Source organism: Photorhabdus temperata, from assembly GCF_025384845.1.
Classification (GTDB): Bacteria; Pseudomonadota; Gammaproteobacteria; order Enterobacterales; family Enterobacteriaceae; genus Photorhabdus; species Photorhabdus temperata.
This window is the reverse complement of record NZ_JAJAFX010000001.1, coordinates 29,515-49,607: the sequence shown is the minus strand read 5'-3', so window position 1 is coordinate 49,607 and position 20,093 is coordinate 29,515. Positions and strand designations below refer to the sequence as shown.

The following is a 20,093-nucleotide window of genomic DNA, read 5'->3' as shown; positions in this document are numbered from 1 at the left end:
TCTGTTCCCTCAATTAATTGAGTAACAAAAGAATTTTTTTAAACTTTATATACCCAATAGATTTCAAGTTGCAGCGCGGCGGCAAGTGAACGCATCCTCAGGAGCATAGATAACGATGTGACTGGGGTAAGTGAACGCAGCCAACAAAGCAGCAATTTGAAAGATGAAGGGTATATGTCACACCCGACGTTCCCTGCGTCTGCAAAGTGCTTCTTCAGGGGTTATTTTTCTACCTTCTATAATATCTTTCTTCGACAACATTGTGATTTTGAGCAACGCTATCGCCTGTTGTTCCGTGTTTCTATCGGCCAGTTCTCTCTCACTTTCCGCTACTGGTTGAATAATCAATTTAGATACCTCTTTATTAGTGACAAACATACTACTCTCGAAATATTCAGGGTTGTTGAGCAGATCTCTGACTTTTTTCTGAGAAATAGTATTTATGGTTTTTTTTCTCTACTTCTGCGAGTCTGTATTTATATCATCAAAATCAAAAGGGAGACAATTTATAATAAATTGTCTCCCCCCAGATTTGTTGCTAATAACCGAACAACTAAATAGCAACCGGTGCCTTTATTCCTGGATACGGGTCATAATCGACAATTTCAAAATCATCAAATTTATAATCAAAAAGTGATTCCGGTTTACGCTTTATGACCAGCTTTGGCAGTGAACGCGGCTCACGACTGAGCTGTAACTGTGTCTGTTCCATATGGTTGTTATAAAGATGAGTGTCACCACCAGTCCAGACAAAATCGCCCACTGCCAGATCACACTGCTGTGCCAGCATATGAACCAACAATGCATAGCTGGCAATATTGAACGGCAAACCAAGGAATACATCACAGGAACGCTGGTAAAGCTGGCAGGAAAGTTTGCCATCCGCAACATAAAACTGGAAGAAAGCATGGCATGGCGCTAATGCCATTTTATCCAGCTCACCGACGTTCCAGGCCGATACAATGATCCTGCGTGAATCCGGATCGCTTTTAAGCTGTTCCAGCACCGTTTTCAGTTGGTCAATCTGGCGGCCATCTGCCGCTCCCCATGCACGCCATTGCTTACCATACACAGGCCCCAAATCGCCGTTTTCATCCGCCCATTCATCCCAAATAGTGACACTATTATCATGCAAATATTGAGTATTCGTATCACCATTCAGGAACCAGAGAAGTTCATGAATAATTGAGCGGATATGACAACGTTTAGTTGTCACCAGCGGGAAACCATCCTGCAAATTGAAACGCATCTGATGCCCGAAAATGGAGACAGTCCCCGTCCCGGTGCGGTCTGCTTTCGGAGTGCCTTCTTCAAGCACTCTTTTCATTAAGTCCAGATACTGTTTCATTTTATCTCTTGTACCTTATTACCTTGGTGTTTGTATGCCCATATCATTATTAAAACTCCCGCCAGGATCATTGGAACAGAAAGAATCTGTCCCATGCTGATTCCATCGAATAGACCCAGTTGTGCATCTGGTTGACGGAAGAATTCCATTATTATCCTGAAAATACCGTAGCCAATTAAGAACAGACCGGAAACACTGCCCATTGGACGAGGTTTACGGATATATAAATTTAAAATAATAAACAGGACGATCCCCTCTAACGCCATTTCGTAGAGTTGTGAAGGGTGACGGGGAAGAACGCCATATTGTTCAAGTATTGATAACAGTGACGGGTCAGTTGCTGCCAGTGCAATATCTTCACTACGGGAGCTTGGAAACAGCATAGCCCACGGTGTATCCAATGTGACACGCCCCCACAATTCACCGTTAATAAAGTTACCGATTCTCCCCATTCCTAAGCCAAAAGGGACTAACGGTGCAATGAAGTCAGCAACTTTTAAGAAGTGGCGTTTAGTTCTGCGGCCAAATAACCACATTGCGCAGATAACACCCATCAACCCACCGTGGAAAGACATTCCTCCATCCCAAACTTTAAACAAATAAAGCGGGTTATCAAGAAAGGCAGGGAGATTATAAAACAGTACGTAGCCAAGACGGCCACCAACAAAGACGCCGACAAATCCCGCATAGAGCAAGTTCTCTACTTCATTTTTTGTCCAACCACTATTGGGTTTCGCGGCCCTGCGTGTCGCCAGCCACATGGCGAATACAAACCCCACCAAGTACATAAAACCATACCAATGAAGGGATATGGGGCCTATTGAAAAAATAACCGGGTCAATATTAGGAAATGCCAGGTAGCTGTTACTCATCGTTCCCCACTTAATATTTAAAATGAATACCCTAAGACAAATGATTACGGATCATAGCACAGGCCGTTAAACGGATTAAATTCCACCTCTGACCAAACCGCCAATCCCATGCCGCTCCATAAACGTTGCTGACAGCTCCTTTACTCTTACGCTGGTTTCAGCCTGTAATACTTCAGTCATTAACTGCTCAACCTGAACTATCTCCAGATGACGTAATAAATATTTAATCCTTGGCACACTACAACCACTCATACTCAAACTGCGATAGCCAAGGCCAATTAATAGCAAGGCACCCATAGGAGAACCCGCCATTTCACCACAGATACTGATAGCAAGACCTGCTTGCCGGCTATTTTCAAATACTAGTTTTAATGCCCGAATCACAGCCGGATGTAGACAATCATAAAGGGAAGCGACGTAGGTGTTGTTTCGATCCACGGCCAACAAATACTGTGTCAGGTCATTGGTTCCAATAGAAACAAAATCGACTCTGCTCTTCAGTTGTGGCAAAAGAAAAATAGCCGAAGGAACTTCTATCATCACGCCAAGCTGCGGCATAGGTATCTGATGCGCCAGAATTTGCTCAACTTCCTCTTTAGCTCTGTCTATCAACCGCTTAGCTTCATCAATCTCTTCCATGCTGGTGACCATTGGCAGAAGGATTTTCAAATTACCGCTATTAACATTCGCTCTGAGCATAGCCCTAAGCTGAATAAGAAAAATTTCCGGTTGGTCCAATGTCACCCGTATACCGCGCCACCCCAAACAAGGGTTCTCTTCGCTGATGGGCATGTAAGGCAGTTGTTTATCCGCACCAATATCAAGTGTACGCAATACCACAGGTTTATCAGGAAATAATTGCAGCATCTCCTGATAACGGGCTTTTTGTTCATCTTCTGAAGGGAAACCACAGTGCAACATAAAGGGTATTTCGGTTCGATAGAGGCCAACACCATCAATATTATTGCCTATATGTAACTCATATTTCAGACTCAAACCCGCATTAAGCTGAACAAGAATACGCTCACCACTTTTGAGCCGCGCTTCCTGATCAACATCCCCTTCAGCCCGTTTGCTAAGTGCTTTTTCTTCTTCGATGATCTGTTTATATTCCTGAGAAATCAGCGGCTCAGGTTCAATAAAAATCTCTCCGCGGAAACCATCAAGGATCAGCATGCGATTGTGCAGGAGTTCCGGCTGGATATCAGCCCCCATAATGGCCGGGATCCCCATCGCACGAACCAATATGGCAGAGTGTGAATGCGTCGCGCCATCACGAACAATAACCCCTGCTAATCTTTCCTGCGGCATTTCTGCCAATAGGTTAACACTCAGTTCATCAGCAACCAGAATAAACCATTCAGGCCACTGATGGCTGACAGTCGGTGAATCATCCAGATGAAACAGTAATCGTTGTCCAAGCGCCCGCAGATCCGATGCCCTTTCCCGCATATAAGCGTCCTGTAAGCCGGCAAATTGCTCTGCGTATTTCTCAATAACTTGTTTAACCGCCCATTGCGCGACAAATCCCTGCTCAATACAAGAAAACAGATCTTGTTTCAGTTGAGGGTCATTCAAAAGGTAGGAATAGAGATCAAAAATCGCAGCACTCTCTTTTTGAGAGCCGGTAGTAAAACGCTTACTGAGCCGCCGGCATTCCGCCATCGTATCTTCAAGCGCCTGAATCAGACGAGAGCGTTCCGCAGCATGATCAAGGGTTGATGCTTCAAAAATTTGTTCAAGTGAAGGCTGGGAACAATCCTGCCAACCCTGGGCCATGACGATGCCACTGGAAATCGCCAATGCTTTAATTCGGGTCTGCCGGTAGTGACCAAACAAACCCTTGGTCTGCGCCTGAGCAAGAATCACGGCCAGCTGTGTCGCAAGCGTCACCATAAAGGATTCTTCGGTCTCATTAAACAAACGTTGTTCCTGCTGTTGAACGACCAGAACGCCTTGCAACTGACGGCGATAAATAACGGGAACTCCCAAAAAAGCGCGGAAGTTATCTTCCTTAACCTGAGGCAGGTATTTGAAACTCGGATGACTGCGTACATCCGCCAAATTAATCAGTTCAGATAATTGACCAACTTGTCCAACGACTCCCTCACCAAATGCCAGACTAATAGTTCCGCCCCGGGGTTTCCTCAATCCTCGGGTTGCCATCAGGTAATAACACTGCCGTTGATGATCAGCAAGATAGATAGAGCACACATCTGTGCTCATCGCCAGGCAAGTCTCATTCACCAATAGCTCAAGCGCTTCGGCCAGATTGGTTGCCATAGCAACTTTTTCAACAATTTCCCGCAAGCGCATAAGCATGGAACTAACCTAACTTCTTTTGCGACGATAAGAATATGAAGAACGCGACAACGATATGCTTTCTTGCATTGGCATCACAACCGAAGCAAATTCCTTCATCACACGCCGGTAAACATCGCGCTTAAAAGAGACAACCTGCCGGACAGGATACCAATAGCTGACCCAGCGCCAGCCATCAAACTCCGGGGTGTTACTGTGCTGCACATTAATATCTTCTTCATCACAAAGCAGTTGTAATAAAAACCACCGCTGCTTTTGGCCAATACAGACAGGTCTTGTATCCCAACGCACCAAACGCTTGGGTAATTTGTAACGTAACCAATTACGGGTAGAGGTCAGAACGCGTACATCTTTCCGACCTAAACCCACTTCTTCATACAGTTCCCGGTACATAGCCTGCTCTGGTGATTCCCCCGGATTAATCCCCCCCTGAGGGAATTGCCAGGAATGTTGCCCATAACGCCGGGCCCACAAAACCTGGCCTTGTCGATTACAAATTACAATTCCTACATTCGGGCGGTAGCCATCATCATCGATCACCAGACTACCTCAATAAACTAAATTTGAAAGATGACTAATTGTTTCACACTACCCTCAAGTGGTAAACCTCTATCATTGGACTTTGCAGTCGCTAGCTAAATCTCTACAATAGCGCCATCTCAACGGGGTGCTGGCTGTTTAAAACAGTCTTGCTGAGAGTAAACCCGCCGAACCTGATCCGGCTAATACCGGCGTAGGGATTTGAGCTGCTAATTGTTTCGCAGAAATTATCTTTCCGTTTAGCGCGCCCTCAGATCCTTTGCCAATCCTCTTAAATTAAGGAGAGCAAAGTGTTTAAGACGTTATTTTCCAAATTAATCGTACTGACGGTACTGTCAGCCTCTGCTTTGTTATTGAGTCAAGTTGCACAGGCAAAGCCGGTATTAACTGTCTACACCTATGATTCTTTTGCCACCGAATGGGGACCAGGGCCTGCGATTAAAAAAGCGTTTGAAGCTGAATGTGACTGTGAACTGAAATTTGTTGCTCTGGAAGATGGTGTGTCCCTGCTCAACCGCCTCAGAATGGAGGGAAAGCGCACGGCTGCCGATATTATCCTAGGTCTGGATAACAACTTGATTCAAGCGGCCCAACAAACCGGTCTGTTCACTGAAAGCCAAGTGGATACCCACAAACTGAAACTGCCTGTGCCATGGAATAACAACGTATTTATTCCTTACGACTATGGTTACTTTGCCTTCATTTACAACAAAAATACGTTGCCAAATCCGCCAAAGAGCATGGATGAACTGATCAACAGTCAGAATAACTGGAAAGTGATCTATCAAGATCCCCGCACCAGCACACCAGGGCAAGGCTTGCTGTTGTGGATGCAGAAAATTTATGGTGATGATGCCCCACAAGCCTGGCAAAAACTGGCAAAGAAAACACTGACAGTCACCAAAGGCTGGAGTGAAGCTTATGGTCTGTTCCTGAAAGGCGAAGGCGATTTGGTCCTGAGCTATACCTCTTCACCGGGCTATCACATTTTGTCTGAGAAGAAAGACTATTATGCTGCGGCAACGTTTAGTGAAGGTCATTACCTGCAAGTCGAAGTTGCCGCCCAACTAGCCTCCAGCAAGCAACCGGAACTTGCCCAGAAATTTATGCGATTTATATTAACTCCGGCTTTCCAACAGGAAATTCCAACCACTAACTGGATGTATCCGGTTATTGATATCCAACTACCAGAAGTTTATTCACAGCTTTCAATACCAGAAAAATCATTACAGTACCGCGCAGAAGACGTCGCAAAACACCGTAATCAATGGATTCGTGCATGGCAAAGCGCTGTCAGCCGCTGATAGCCGGATGGCTGTTGCCGGGGGCGATTGCCTCCGGTCTTTTGCTATTGGTCGCTTTACTGGCATTCGGTACACTTTGGTTTAACGCGCCTGAAGGCGACTGGTACTTGCTGACAGAAGATCGCTATTTGTGGCATGTGGTGCGTTTTACATTCTGGCAAGCTTTTTTATCGGCTCTGTTTTCTGTTATACCCGCTATTTTTCTTTCCCGAGCACTCTATCGCCGTCATTTTCCAGGCCGGACCTTGTTTCTGCGCCTGTGTGCTATGACGCTGGTTTTGCCTGTACTGGTCGCTCTGTTTGGCATTTTGACTGTCTATGGCAGAGTCGGCTGGCTGGCGCAGTTCTGTGAATGGGCCGGTATTCATTACCATTTCACACCTTACGGTTTACAGGGAATTTTGCTGGCGCATATCTTCTTTAATATGCCACTGGCAACACGGCTGTTACTGCAATCACTGGAAAACATTGCGGTGGAACAACGGCAGTTAGCCGCACAGTTAGGCATGAATGAATGGCAACATTTTCGTTTCGTTGAATGGCCTTACCTACGCCGCCAAATCCTGCCAACCGGCGCGCTGATTTTTATGCTCTGCTTCGCCAGTTTTGCCACAGTGCTGGCTTTAGGTGGCGGGCCTGCGGCAACGACTATCGAGCTGGCAATCTATCAGGCGTTAAGCTATGACTACGATCTCAGCCGTGCCGCGTTACTGGCTTTGATTCAGCTGACTTGCTGTCTTGGTCTTGTTCTTCTTAGTCAGAAAATTAACAGCGCTCTGTCCATCGGCTATAGCAATCAACAGCAGTGGCGTAATCCACAAGATACTTTACTGAGAAAAATCTGCGACAGCATGTTAATTACCGCAGCATTGTTACTGCTGGTTCCCCCATTGTTGGCTGTTGTCGTAGATGGTCTGAACAGCGGGTTATTCAACGTATTGCGCCAGCCTGTATTGTGGCAGGCATTTATCACATCCGTTGTGATTGCGTTAGGCGCCGGATTATTGTGTGTTTTATTTACGATGATGTTGCTGTGGAGCAGCCGCGAGCTGTACCTGCGTTATTCACCCCGCTGGGGACAAGCGATGGAAATAAGCGGTTTGTTGATCCTGGCTATGCCCGGCATCGTGCTGGCAACCGGTTTTTTTCTACTCCTTAACGACACCATCGGCTTGCCCCGCTCACCCTATGGTCTGGTGATTTTAACCAACGCACTGATGGCGATTCCTTATGCATTGAAAGTTCTGGATAATCCAATGAAAGATCTGGCAGCCCGCTATAATCCGCTGTGCCGATCCCTGAATATTCAAGGTATTAACCGACTGCGTTGGATTGAGCTAAAAGCACTGAAAATCCCGCTGGCGCAAGCTCTGGCTTTTGCTTGTGTCCTTTCGATTGGGGATTTTGGTGTTGTCGCGCTGTTTGGTAATGAAGATTTCCGTACACTTCCTTTCTATCTGTACCAGCAAATAGGGGCTTACCGTAGTCAAGATGGCGCAGTCACCGCCTTATTGCTGTTATTATTATGTTTTATGCTGTTTAGTTTACTTGAGCGCTTACCGGGACGACGTCATGCTTAAACTTGAGAATCTGACTTACACCTATGAACATCTGGTGATGCTTTTTGACTTACAGATTCAGGCTGGAGAGCGTATCGCCATTCTTGGGCCCAGTGGAGCAGGTAAAAGTACATTACTGAACCTGATCGCCGGTTTTCAAACAGCAGAAAAAGGTTCCGTATGGCTGAATGGAGAAAATCACACCAATAAACCACCTTCTCAGCGCCCCATATCCATGTTATTTCAAGAAAATAACCTCTTCGCTCATCTGACGATTGAACAGAATATTGGGTTGGGATTACATCCTGGATTACGCCTTAATAGCAAACAGCAACAGACGTTACAGCAAATAATCTCCCAGGTTTCGTTGGAAGATTGCCTTACTCGTTTGCCTGCTCAACTTTCTGGTGGACAACGTCAACGGGCGGCATTAGCGCGTTGTTTAGTGCGCCAGCAGCCAATTCTGTTACTTGATGAGCCCTTTTCTGCTCTTGATCCAGCATTGCGTAATGAAATGCTGATATTGCTGGAGCAAGTTTGCCATGAACGCCAGCTTACTTTGCTGATGGTTTCGCATAATCTGGATGATGCCGCCCGTATAGCCGACCGCGCTTTATTAGTTGTCGATGGCAATATTCATTATGACGGTTCAACAAATGCATTGGTTGCCGGTACTGTTTCTGAGGCGGCTATTTTGGGGAGGAAGGTCGATTCTATATAGTAATTTTATTTAATGAAACAATTAATCTATAATCGTAAATTAATTGTTTCGTTAATGCACATCAATTATTTAACTTAAATTTTAGACATTCAAGTTACCAGAATCATTATTTATTATAAATATAACTCCTATCTCATCTTATAGTTACAAAAAAACCAAATTTAATCATTTGATTTAAGGTGATTCACATCACACTATCTATTAATTTTAGTTTTAAAACCAAATAATAAATGTAACATATTCTTGTTTTTGCGGTTATTAACATGATTATTTTTCAAAGAGAATGATAAATGGATTATCAGAGTTTATTTCAATTAACCACACAAGAAAAACATAACCTCTTTTTAGCATTAAATAAAATTGATTACGATCCTACTAGTGGTGATTCGTATATTCACCCAGTAAGATCCGCAAGGATCTTCAGATGTTAAATGTTTTCTTTTCAATTTTGCCTATATTCCTGCTAATTATTCTTGGTTTCTTATCTAAAAAATATATAAAAGATGTTTCTCATTTCTGGAACTTCTCAGATAAATTTGTTTACTATCTATTTTTTCCTGCTTTATTAATTTTAGATATTAGTGAGGCTAATTTTTCTGGAGCTGACAATTTCTACCCAATAGTATCAACAATAAGCTCCACAATAATAATCGCCATTATTATTTTCTCTGGTAGATTTTTCTTTAATACTACACCTGCTCTATTTACCTCTATTTTTCAAGGTGGAGTTAGATATAATTCATATGTTTTTATAGCCCTTTCACAATCACTATTCGGCAGTGAAGGTGTTGCATTATCCGGATTTTTTGTAGCCTATATGATAATTATCACTAATATTATGAGCGTACTGGTAATGAATCATTATGGTAGTGGAAGTAAAAAGAGTCTCAGTAGCGCTATTCTTGCATTAGCTAAAAATCCACTTATCATTGGCGCAATCATTGGTGTGTTACTAAACTTCTTTAATATTCATATTACTGGTTCAATTAAGCAACTTTTTATCTATCTATCCAATGCAGCCACGCCATTAAGCTTAATGTCTGTAGGCGCTGGATTGATCATCAGTATGCATATAAAAAAGCTACTTTCGATCTCCTATGCAACAATACTCAAGCTGGTTGTCATGCCACTTATCACTATCTTGATGATTAAATATTTAGGTGCATCAGGCGTACCTGCAAATATTGCTATTCTATATTCCGCCGTGCCTTGTGCCGGAAATGCTTATATATTAGCCAGACAAATGGGCGGTGACCATGAGGCAATGGCATCTATTATCACATGGACTACGTTATTATCCATCATTACTGTAACTTTAATTCTTGGTAGTATGGAATTACAGAAATACACTTAAGAATAAAGCTATATAATATTAAAAACGTATTGCTAATAACGAATGAAATACGTTTTCTATTACTATACTCTTACAGATATATTCAATAATACCTGCCTATCTCGTTAGAACTATTTTATTTTCCGTTCTTTGCAATAAAGAGATAATTTCGGCAAAGCCTCGATTATCATTTATACACCACATCACGATATAGTCAGATTAGGTAACTGTATAAATAACCATGATCCAATGCTATAATTATGGTCATTTTCAACAAATATAAGCACCAGCCTCTATATGCAACAGAATCATGCTGAACAAGGTTTTATACTGACACGCCACTGGCGGGATACTCCCTCGGGTATTGAGGTGGAATACTGGCTGGTGACAGATCAGGGGCCACGTCATATAAAAATTCTTCACCAACAAGCTGTTGCTTTTATCCCACAAGCCAATATGCCGCAGGTGGAAAAAATTCTGGCGCAAGAGCGCAACTACCATCTCCGCCCACTTTCATTAAAAGATTTCAATCGCCAGCCTGTTGCCGCACTTTATTGCCAGCAATATCGCCAATTACAACGAATTGAGAAAGTGCTACAGCAACAGGAAATTCAGGTTTATGAAGCAGATATCCGTCCACCAGACAGGTTTATGATGGAACGTTTTATCACTGCTCCCATCTGGTTCAGTCAAGCACCTAATAGCGGCTATCAGATGAAACCCAACCCGACTTATCGCCCAACACTGAAATGGGTATCCCTGGATATTGAAACCAGCCAACATGGAGAACTTTATTCCATTGGATTAGCAGGATGTGATCAGCAAAAAGTATTTATGCTTGGCCCTGCTAACGGTAATGAGCACCCGGTAAATTTCGATTTGGAATATGTAGCAAGTCGTCCGCAAATGCTGGAAAGACTTAATGAGTGGCTGGAAAAATATGACCCTGACGCCATTATTGGCTGGAACCTGATTCAGTTCGATCTGCGAATTTTACAAAAACATGCTGAAAGCTACGGCGTTCCACTGAAATTTGGGCGGACCGGGGGGTTACTGGAGTGGCGGGAGCACGGCTTTAAACCGGGGCACTTCTTCGCTTCCACCACCGGCCGGTTGATTATTGATGGTATTGAAGCACTGAAAACTGCAACCTGGAATTTTCCTTCTTTCAGTCTGGAATATGTCTCACAAGAACTATTGGGCGAAGGCAAAGCCATTGATACACCCTATCAGCGTATGGATGAGATTAACCGACGATTCCAGCAAGATAAGCCCGCACTGGCGCAATATAATCTGCAAGACTGTATTCTGGTAAACCGGATTTTCGATAAAACCCACTTGATGGAGTTCCTGTTAGAAAGGGCAACAGTTACTGGTCTCGCCGTAGATCGCAGTGGCGGTTCAGTCACCGCTTTCACCCATCTTTACATGCCAAGAATGCACCGCATCGGTTATGTCGCCCCTAATCCAGGCGGGAGGCTCGAAGATAATAGCCCTGGCGGTTTCGTGATGGATTCTCGCCCCGGTTTGTACGATTCAGTGCTGGTGCTGGATTATAAAAGTCTGTATCCCTCGATTATCCGTACTTTTCTTATCGATCCTGTTGGTATGGTGGAAGGTCTGGCACAGCCGGACAATGAGCATGCGGTTCCCGGTTTTCGCAATGCTTTCTTTTCCCGTACTCAGCACTGTTTGCCTGATATCGTGACGCAAATCTGGCATGAACGTGACGCAGCAAAAAAACAGCATAACGCCCCATTGTCACAAGCATTGAAGATCATCATGAACGCTTTCTACGGTGTTCTTGGGGCAGAGGGCTGTCGTTTCTTCGACCCGCGCCTGACGTCTTCCATTACTATGCGCAGCCACGAAATTATGCTCCAAACCAGAAAGTTGATTGAATCTCAAAACTATCAAGTTATCTACGGTGATACAGATTCTATCTTTATATGGCTGAAACAGGCACATGAGGAAGAACTGGCTCTCAGCATCGGTAAAGAACTTGCTCAGTTCGTTAACCAATGGTGGCAAAAGTACCTGCAAGAACATTTTGGGCTTAAAAGTACCCTTGAGTTGGAATTTGAAACTCACTATCGCCGCTTTCTGATGCCAACCATCCGTGGGGCTGAACAAGGCAGTAAAAAGCGTTATGCCGGTCTGAGTGGTGACCGCATGGTCTATAAAGGTCTGGAAACGGTACGCACTGACTGGACACCTCTGGCGCAAGATTTCCAGAAGCAACTGTATTCACTGATTTTTCATGAACAGCCTTATCAGGAGTTTATCCGTGGTTATGTTACCAGTACCCTAAAAGGAAAATTTGATGATAAACTCACCTACCGTAAAAGGTTGGGCCGTAAGCTGTCTGACTATCAGCGCAATGTACCACCCCATGTGAGGGCAGCAAGGCTGGCAGATGAATACAATCTGCAACATAACCGGCCCTTGCAGTACCAAAATGGCGGTTGGATAAGCTATGTCATGACACAATCCGGGCCGGAACCACTGGAAAATCTGCATTCATCACCGGACTATGATCACTATATCAATAAGCAACTTCAGCCTATCGCTGATGCTATCCTGCCATTTTTACAGGATGATTTTATAACTTTACTCACCGGACAGATGGTAATGCCTTTTAGCTGATTACTATTTTTTGCAGGTGACGACTGGCTTTGCTTCCATTAACATATCGCCCCTTTAACGAGTGATAAGGCGATTTGCGAGCATCTTGCTATCTGCCCATTATCTTCGTTAGATCAAATAAAAGCTGTCGTCCTTCACCTATAAATAACATTTATCTAACAGAAACTGAGTCAAAATTTATGCCATTTACCCTCGGTCAACGCTGGATCAGCGATACAGAAAGCGAACTTGGATTAGGAACCGTTGTTGCATTGGACACACGAATGGTCACTTTGCTTTTTCCTGCCAGCGGTGAAAACCGCCTTTACGCACGCAATGATTCTCCTATTACCCGCGTTATGTTTAACTCGGGGGATGTTGTCACCAGCCATGAAGGCTGGCAACTCAAAGTGGATGAAGTCCAGCAAGAGAATGGCCTGATTATTTATACAGGTACACGTCTTGATACTCTGGAAGAAAATGTCAGTCTGCGCGAAGTGTTCCTCGACAGCAAACTCACCTTCAACAAGCCGCAGGATCGCTTGTTTGCCGGTCAGATTGACCGCATGGATCGCTTTGCCTTGCGCTTTCGCGCCCGTAAATATCAAAGCGAACAATTTAAACTGGCTGAAAGTGGTCTGCGGGGTATCCGCGCAAGCTTGATCCCCCATCAGCTTCATATCGCTAATGAAGTAGGCAAACGCCACGCGCCAAGGGTATTGTTGGCTGATGAAGTCGGCTTGGGTAAAACCATTGAAGCCGGAATGATCATTCACCAGCAACTGCTGGCAGGTCGCGCTGAACGTGTTCTGATTATTGTGCCAGACAGTCTTCAGCACCAATGGCTGGTAGAGATGCTGCGCCGTTTCAATCTGCGTTTTGCCCTGTTTGATGACAGCCGCTATACCGAAGCCCGACATGACAGCGATAATCCATTTGAAACAGAACAACTGATACTTTGTTCACTGGATTTTGTCCGCCGTAATAAACAACGTTTTGAGCATATGCTTGAAGCCAATTGGGATCTGATGGTGGTGGATGAAGCTCACCACCTGGCCTGGAGTGAAGATGCACCAAGTCGAGAATACCAGGTTATTGAAGAATTGGCTGAACAGATCCCGGGTATATTGCTGCTGACCGCAACACCAGAGCAGTTAGGACAGGAAAGTCATTTTGCCCGCCTGCGCCTGCTTGATTCAAGCCGTTTTCATGATTATCAGGCTTTTATTGACGAACAACAAAACTACCGTCCGGTTGCCGATGCCGTAACTCTGCTGTTATCTGGTGAACAACTTAACAATAATCAATTAAATCTGATGGGTGAGCTGATTAGTGAGCAGGATATTGAGCCTCTGCTGAAAGCAGCCAACAGTAATAGTGATGAAAGTGAAACCGCACGCCGTGAACTGATTTCCATGCTGATGGATCGCCACGGTACCAGCCGTATTCTGTTCCGTAATACCCGTAATGGTGTGAAAGGCTTTCCTCATCGGGAACTGCATCAGATTAAGTTACCTCTGCCTACCCAATATCAGACAGCCATTAAAGTCTCCGATATTATGGGCGCTAAAAAATCGCTGGAATCACGCGCAAGGGATATGCTTTACCCAGAGCAGATTTATCAGGAGTTTGAAGGCGAAAACGCCACATGGTGGAATTTTGATCCCCGCGTAGAATGGTTACTTGGTTTCCTGACCGCAAACCGCGATGAAAAAGTGCTGGTAATTTGTGCTAAAGCAACCACAGCTCTGCACCTGGAACAGGTACTGCGTGAACGCGAAGGCATTCGCGGCGCCGTTTTCCATGAAGGATTATCACTGGTCGAACGTGACCGCGCCGCAGCCTACTTTGCTTCTGAAGAAGAGGGGGCACAGGTGCTGCTGTGCTCCGAGATTGGCTCAGAAGGCCGTAACTTCCAGTTCGCCAACCAGTTAGTCATGTTCGATTTGCCATTCAACCCGGATTTACTGGAACAACGTATCGGACGTCTGGATCGTATCGGCCAAAGCCGTGATATCCAAATCAGTGTGCCCTATCTGGAAAATACCGCACAGGCCGTCCTGATCCGGTGGTATCACGAAGGTCTGGATGCATTCGAACACACCTGCCCAACAGGCCGTACTATCTACGATAACTATTATGAAACTCTGCTGAACTATCTTGCCAAACCAAATGAACAGGAAAAATTTGGTGAGTTTATTGAGCAATGCCGCCAACAACATGAGCAGCTCAAATTACAACTGGAGCAAGGTCGCGACCGGCTGCTGGAAATGAACTCCAATGGCGGAGAACATGGCTCACAGTTAGCGGAAAAAATCGCAAAATATGACAGTGATACTGAACTGGTGAATTTCTCTCTCAACTTGTTTGATATCGTTGGTATCAATCAGGAAGATCGCAGCGACAACATGATAGTGCTAACACCATCCGATCATATGCTGGTTCCGGATTTCCCAGGGTTGCCACAAGATGGCTGTACTATCACATTCGATCGTGAACAAGCACTGTCCCGTGAAGATGCCCAGTTTATCAGTTGGGAACACCCTATTATCCGTAATGGGTTGGACCTGATCCTTTCCGGTGATACCGGCAGCTGTGCTGTCTCTCTTTTGAAGAATAAAGCATTACCCGTTGGAACCCTGCTGGTAGAGCTGATTTATGTGGTTGAAGCACAAGCGCCAAAACATCTGCAATTGACCCGTTTCCTGCCGCCAACACCATTGCGGATACTGATGGATTTGAAAGGCAACAATCTGGCTGGTCAGGTGGAATTTGAAAGCTTTAACCGCCAACTTAACGCCGTCAATCGTCATACTGCGAGTAAGCTGGTTAATGCGGTACAAAAAGAAGTTCACGCTATTTTACAACAGGCAGAAGGTTTGATAGAAACACAGGCTCAATCATTGATTGAACAAGCGAAACAGGAAGCTGATGAAAAACTCACGGCTGAACTTTCCCGTCTAGAAGCACTGAAGGCAGTCAATCCGAATATTCGTGATGATGAATTGGAAGCGATTGAATCCAATCGCCAACAGTTACTGCTTAACCTGAATCAGGCAAGCTGGCGTCTGGATGCTATCCGCCTTGTTGTTGTTACACATCAATAAGTATTAGAAATACCCGGAGGCTGGACCGGGATGGGGTGTCCCTCACCAAGACCCCCATTCCCGCACCTCCCTTGATATTCTGCTACCGGAGCCTCAATGGAAGCTTATAACCCTCCCACCGATCCCTGGCTACATGTGCTCTATCAGGATCAACACATCATAGTGGTCAATAAACCCAGTGGGCTACTCTCTGTTCCTGGCCGGGCAGAAGAACATAAAGACAGCATTATGACGCGGATACAGCAGCAGTTTCCGACAGCAGAATCTGTTCACCGGCTGGATATGGCAACCAGCGGCGTAATGGTGGTTGCATTGCTCAAAGATGCGGAACGTGAATTGAAACGCCAGTTCCGTGAACGGGAACCGAAAAAAACCTATATTGCACGGATTTGGGGACGTCTGGAACCAGAAACCGGTATTGTCGATCTACCATTGATTTGTGACTGGCCGAACAGACCAAAGCAGAAAGTTTGTTTTGAAACCGGAAAATCAGCTCAAACTGAATACGAAGTACTCGCTTACGAAGATGAAGCAACCCGGGTAAAACTTTCACCGATAACAGGTCGTTCACATCAGCTCAGGGTACACATGCTGGCACTTGAACACCCTATTCTGGGAGATCGGTTTTACGCTCATCAGCAGGCAAGAGCAATGGCACCTCGCCTGCAATTACATGCACAGGAGCTCTATATCACCCATCCGGCCTATGGGACCCCAATGCATTTTCAGTGTAAAGCCGATTTTTAATTAATAGACAAATACGGTAACCGAATTCAATGAAGCCAATATCAGGCACAAGGCCAAACCAAAATAACCCATGAGAATACGGATATTTGCCATTTTTTGCATTCCTCTTTAATTGAAAGTAAAAAATATAAATTTTTATAATATTTTAGAGGAATAAGAAATAAACTCAATAACAATAGGGGAATTTATTCCCCAATATGTTAATAGGATGTTTTCAAAAAGAAAATAGGGTTCATTTAAAACCTTTCTCTTTTTTAATCAGATCATAAGCAGCCTGAATTGACTGAGCTTTTTGTTTAGCAATATCCATCATTTCCAATGGTAAACCTTTTGCCACCAGCTTATCAGGATGGTGCTCACTCATCAGTTTACGATAGGCACGTTTAATTGTTGTCACGTCATCACTTTCACGCACCCCCAGCACCTTACAAGCGTCCGCCAGTGTTGGCCCCTGAGCGGCTCTCTGGTAGCGGCCATACTGCTGTTGCTGCCACTCACCACCACCGAAATTACGGCCACCTTCCATCATGGCAAGGAATTGTTCAAACTGACTACGGGAGATCTTAAGTTCATCAGCAATGATAAACAGCACGTTCCTCTCATTCGGATGCAACTGACCATCAGAAAATGCAGCCTGTAACTGAATCTCCAAAAACATCCGAATTAAGTCAGACCGGCCAAAGCAAGCACGACGCAATTGTCTGAGTGTCTCACGCAAAGGAAAATTCAGCTCTTTCCCCTCACGAAAAGCGTGCTGGGCCGCAGTCCTGGCTTGCCCATGAAGTTGCATTCGATCCATTAACTGGCTGGCAAGTTGGATGTCTGTTTCGGTCACCCGCCCTTTTGATTTAGTAATATGCCCCATCACCTGAAAGGTACTGCTGAAAAACAGCATCTGGCGGGACTGATTATTCGCAAAAAAACCTTGGTTTCTTCGTACATTGGCCCTATCAAACAGATGACCAATAAACAGGCCAATAACAATACCCCAGAAGCCTGCTCCAGACATGACACCAAAGATCAGCCCAAGCAATTTTCCCCAATAATGCATATACTCCTCAATTCATCAATGCTCTGAGTGTAGTTTTGCATTATCATACTATTCATTCAGCTCCGTGCCTAACGGCAAGATAAATAAAGGTATGACTTTACACTGGCGCATATTCATTGAGTGCGCTAGTCTCTTGAGGTTTGCCGGCATAACGCCACTGATGACGGAACCGCATAAATATCTATGAAGAAATGTTATCCAACTTTGCTGGCCACAACGGTATGGGCCGCACTTTATAGTCAGCATGTACATGCTGATCTCGCAGCACAATGTATGCTGGGTATACCTGTTTACGATCAGCCAATAATTAATGGCGATCTAAATCAACTTCCTGTCAATATCCTGGCAGATGACTCACACGCAGATTATCCGCGCTCTGCTAAGTTCAGCGGTAATGTCCATATTAAACAAGGTAATAAAACGCTGACCGCCGATCAGGTACAACTTGATCAAACAGAAGATGAAGTTCCGCTAAGGACTGCTACTGCAACGGGCAATGTTCATTATGACGACCCCCAAATTATTCTGAAAGGTCCACGCGCCTGGTCTAATTTAAATAATAAAGATACAGATATGGATCAAAGCGATTATCAGATGGTCGGGCGTCAGGGACGCGGCATCGCAGATAAAATGAAACTGCGTGGTGAAAACCGCTATGCCATTCTGGATAATGGTTCTTTTACTTCCTGCCTGCCGGGTAATGATAGCTGGAGCGTTATTGGCTCCGAAGTCATTCTCGACCGTGAAGAAGAAGTGGCTGAAATATGGAATGCCCGTTTCAGAGTAGCGAATGTTCCGGTATTTTATAGTCCGTATCTTCAATTACCGATCGGCACTAAACGCCGCTCCGGTTTCCTTATTCCTAACGCCAGCTACTCCAAAAATAGCGGCGTTGAATTTATTCTGCCCTATTACTGGAATATCGCACCAAATTATGATGCCACGATTACGCCGCATTATATCAGTAGACGTGGTTTAAAACTGGATAACGAATTCCGTTATTTAACGAAAGCAGGCTCAGGTACACTTGCGTTCGACTGGCTGAATAATGACGATCTGTATGTCAAAGATAAAAATGCAGGAACACGCACCGCCAGAGAGAGTGATAATCGCTGGTTATTTTACTGGGGACACAGTGGTGTGATGGATCAGGTATGGCGCTTTAATATCGACTATACCAAAGTCAGTGATCCTGAATATTTTTCTGACTTCAGTTCTCAATATGGCTCTACCACCGACGGCTATGCTACACAGAAATTCAGCCTGGGATATGCTCAACAAAACTGGAATGCCACCTTATCCACTAAGCAATTCCAGATTTTCTCTAAAGATACCAATAGAAAAGCCTACAGAGCTGAACCACAGTTAGATCTGAACTATTACAAAAACGATCTGGGGCCATTTGATCTTAAGGTCTATGGTCAGGCGGTAAAATTTACCAGCGTAGGTAAAGATAATCCGGAAGCAACCCGCTGGCATTTGGAACCCTCTATTAACCTGCCACTTTCCAATGGCTGGGCCAGTATAAATAATGAAGTTAAACTGATGGCGACTCACTATCAGCAGGATATTCCCAAGGCTCTTGAAAATACTGAATATAAAGAATCTGTTAACCGGGTTCTGCCGCAGTTCAAAAGTGAAGCCAAAATGGTGTTTGAGCGTTCAACGTACCTGAACAGTGATTACACCCAAACGCTGGAACCACAGGTTCAGTATCTGTATGTACCATACAAAAACCAGGATAATATCAATAACTTCGATTCATCTTTACTGCAAACTGACTATACCGGCCTGTTCCGTGAACGCTTTTATGGTGGCCTGGACCGCATTTCATCCGCTAATCAAGTCACTACCGGTCTCACTACCCGCATTTATGATGAGAGTTTAGTTGAACGTTTTAACCTGTCGTTAGGTCAAATCTATTACTTTGAACGTCCACGCACCGGTGAGGAAAATATCATTAACAGTAAAGACAGAACAGGTATGATGACCTGGGCTGGTGATACTTACTGGAAAATTAATGATTCCTGGGGCTTGAAAGGCGGTATGCAGTACGATACCCGTCTGGGCAGCGTAACGATGGGGAATACCGTACTGGAATATCGCCGTGATGCAGACCGGCTTGTGCAGTTGAACTATCGTTTTGTTGACCGAGATTATATCCAGGCCACAGCTAAAAATGCCCCAGCTTTCCAGCAAGGTATTTCTCAACTGGGTCTGGTTGCAAGCTGGCCGTTGAGTGATCGCTGGGCTTTGGTTGGCGCTTACTACTATGATACCAAAGAGCAGCAACCTGCGAGCCAGTTAATGGGCTTGCAATACAACACTTGCTGCTGGGCGGTTAACGTCGGTTATGAGCGTAAAATCGTTGGCTGGAAAGACAACAATAGTGAATATGACAACAAATGGTCATTTAACTTTGAACTCCGAGGCTTAAGTAACAATCATAGTCTGGGTAGCCAGAAAATGTTGGAATCTGGCATCATGCCATACCAGCGTGCATTCTGATGCTAATAACGCTTTGATATTAAACAATATAAGTCCGCTATTGCGGAACCTACATA

At 44.6% G+C, this 20,093-nt stretch carries 14 protein-coding genes and 1 riboswitch; of the genes, 8 read left to right on the top strand and 6 right to left on the bottom strand.

The window, feature by feature from the left end:
- Positions 1-177: 177 nt before the first annotated feature.
- The 5 genes from LGZ99_RS00195 to rppH all read right to left on the bottom strand — a co-directional run bounded on the left by LGZ99_RS00195 (position 178) and on the right by rppH (position 5,082).
- Complete coding sequence (locus tag LGZ99_RS00195) at positions 178-348, bottom strand: hypothetical protein (protein WP_235184651.1); 171 nt, start codon at positions 346-348, stop codon at positions 178-180.
- A 205-nt stretch (positions 349-553) separates the two neighbouring features.
- The gene (gene thyA / locus LGZ99_RS00190; RefSeq protein ID WP_023044051.1) at positions 554-1,348 is read right to left on the bottom strand and encodes a thymidylate synthase; all 795 of its coding nucleotides are present in this window, start codon (positions 1,346-1,348) and stop codon (positions 554-556) included.
- The gene (gene lgt / locus LGZ99_RS00185; RefSeq protein ID WP_023044052.1) at positions 1,345-2,220 is read right to left on the bottom strand and encodes a prolipoprotein diacylglyceryl transferase; all 876 of its coding nucleotides are present in this window, start codon (positions 2,218-2,220) and stop codon (positions 1,345-1,347) included. Before lgt ends, thyA begins: the two co-directional genes overlap by 4 nt.
- 75 nt (positions 2,221-2,295) lie before the next feature.
- Complete coding sequence (ptsP, locus tag LGZ99_RS00180) at positions 2,296-4,542, bottom strand: phosphoenolpyruvate--protein phosphotransferase (RefSeq protein WP_036837300.1); 2,247 nt, start codon at positions 4,540-4,542, stop codon at positions 2,296-2,298.
- A 9-nt stretch (positions 4,543-4,551) separates the two neighbouring features.
- Positions 4,552-5,082 carry an RNA pyrophosphohydrolase gene (gene rppH, locus LGZ99_RS00175; RefSeq protein ID WP_021323533.1) on the bottom strand — a complete coding sequence of 177 codons (531 nt, stop codon included), beginning with the start codon at positions 5,080-5,082 and terminating at the stop codon, positions 4,552-4,554.
- Positions 5,083-5,195: 113 nt separating this feature from the next.
- Positions 5,196-5,300, top strand: a riboswitch (TPP riboswitch).
- Between the two features lie 72 nt (positions 5,301-5,372).
- Between rppH and thiB the strand changes: the two genes are divergently transcribed.
- From thiB to rluA, 7 genes are all read left to right on the top strand, one after another.
- Positions 5,373-6,386, top strand: a complete 1,014-nt coding sequence (thiB, locus tag LGZ99_RS00170; protein WP_021323534.1) for a thiamine ABC transporter substrate binding subunit — start codon at positions 5,373-5,375, stop codon at positions 6,384-6,386.
- Positions 6,362-7,966 carry a thiamine/thiamine pyrophosphate ABC transporter permease ThiP gene (gene thiP / locus LGZ99_RS00165; RefSeq protein WP_023044053.1) on the top strand — a complete coding sequence of 535 codons (1,605 nt, stop codon included), beginning with the start codon at positions 6,362-6,364 and terminating at the stop codon, positions 7,964-7,966. The genes thiB and thiP overlap by 25 nt, the downstream gene beginning before the upstream one ends.
- A complete protein-coding gene (gene thiQ, locus LGZ99_RS00160; protein ID WP_036837302.1) occupies positions 7,959-8,666 on the top strand; it encodes a thiamine ABC transporter ATP-binding protein ThiQ in 708 nt (235 codons plus the stop codon). The genes thiP and thiQ overlap by 8 nt, the downstream gene beginning before the upstream one ends.
- 424 nt (positions 8,667-9,090) lie before the next feature.
- Positions 9,091-10,020 carry an AEC family transporter gene (locus tag LGZ99_RS00155; protein ID WP_036837303.1) on the top strand — a complete coding sequence of 310 codons (930 nt, stop codon included), beginning with the start codon at positions 9,091-9,093 and terminating at the stop codon, positions 10,018-10,020.
- A gap of 276 nt (positions 10,021-10,296) precedes the next feature.
- Positions 10,297-12,645 (top strand): DNA polymerase II, encoded by a 2,349-nt coding sequence (locus tag LGZ99_RS00150; protein WP_262978771.1) that lies wholly within the window; start codon positions 10,297-10,299, stop codon positions 12,643-12,645.
- A gap of 179 nt (positions 12,646-12,824) precedes the next feature.
- The gene (gene rapA, locus LGZ99_RS00145) at positions 12,825-15,731 is read left to right on the top strand and encodes an RNA polymerase-associated protein RapA (protein ID WP_021323538.1); all 2,907 of its coding nucleotides are present in this window, start codon (positions 12,825-12,827) and stop codon (positions 15,729-15,731) included.
- A 96-nt stretch (positions 15,732-15,827) separates the two neighbouring features.
- A complete protein-coding gene (gene rluA / locus LGZ99_RS00140) occupies positions 15,828-16,478 on the top strand; it encodes a bifunctional tRNA pseudouridine(32) synthase/23S rRNA pseudouridine(746) synthase RluA (protein WP_046974124.1) in 651 nt (216 codons plus the stop codon).
- Positions 16,479-16,710: 232 nt separating this feature from the next.
- Here the strand turns inward: rluA and djlA are convergent, their stop codons facing one another.
- Positions 16,711-17,529 (bottom strand): co-chaperone DjlA, encoded by an 819-nt coding sequence (gene djlA / locus LGZ99_RS00135; protein WP_023044318.1) that lies wholly within the window; start codon positions 17,527-17,529, stop codon positions 16,711-16,713.
- 183 nt (positions 17,530-17,712) lie between these two features.
- Between djlA and lptD the strand changes: the two genes are divergently transcribed.
- Positions 17,713-20,037, top strand: coding sequence for an LPS assembly protein LptD (gene lptD / locus LGZ99_RS00130; RefSeq protein WP_036839061.1), 2,325 nt, complete (start codon positions 17,713-17,715; stop codon positions 20,035-20,037).
- Positions 20,038-20,093 lie beyond the last annotated feature (56 nt).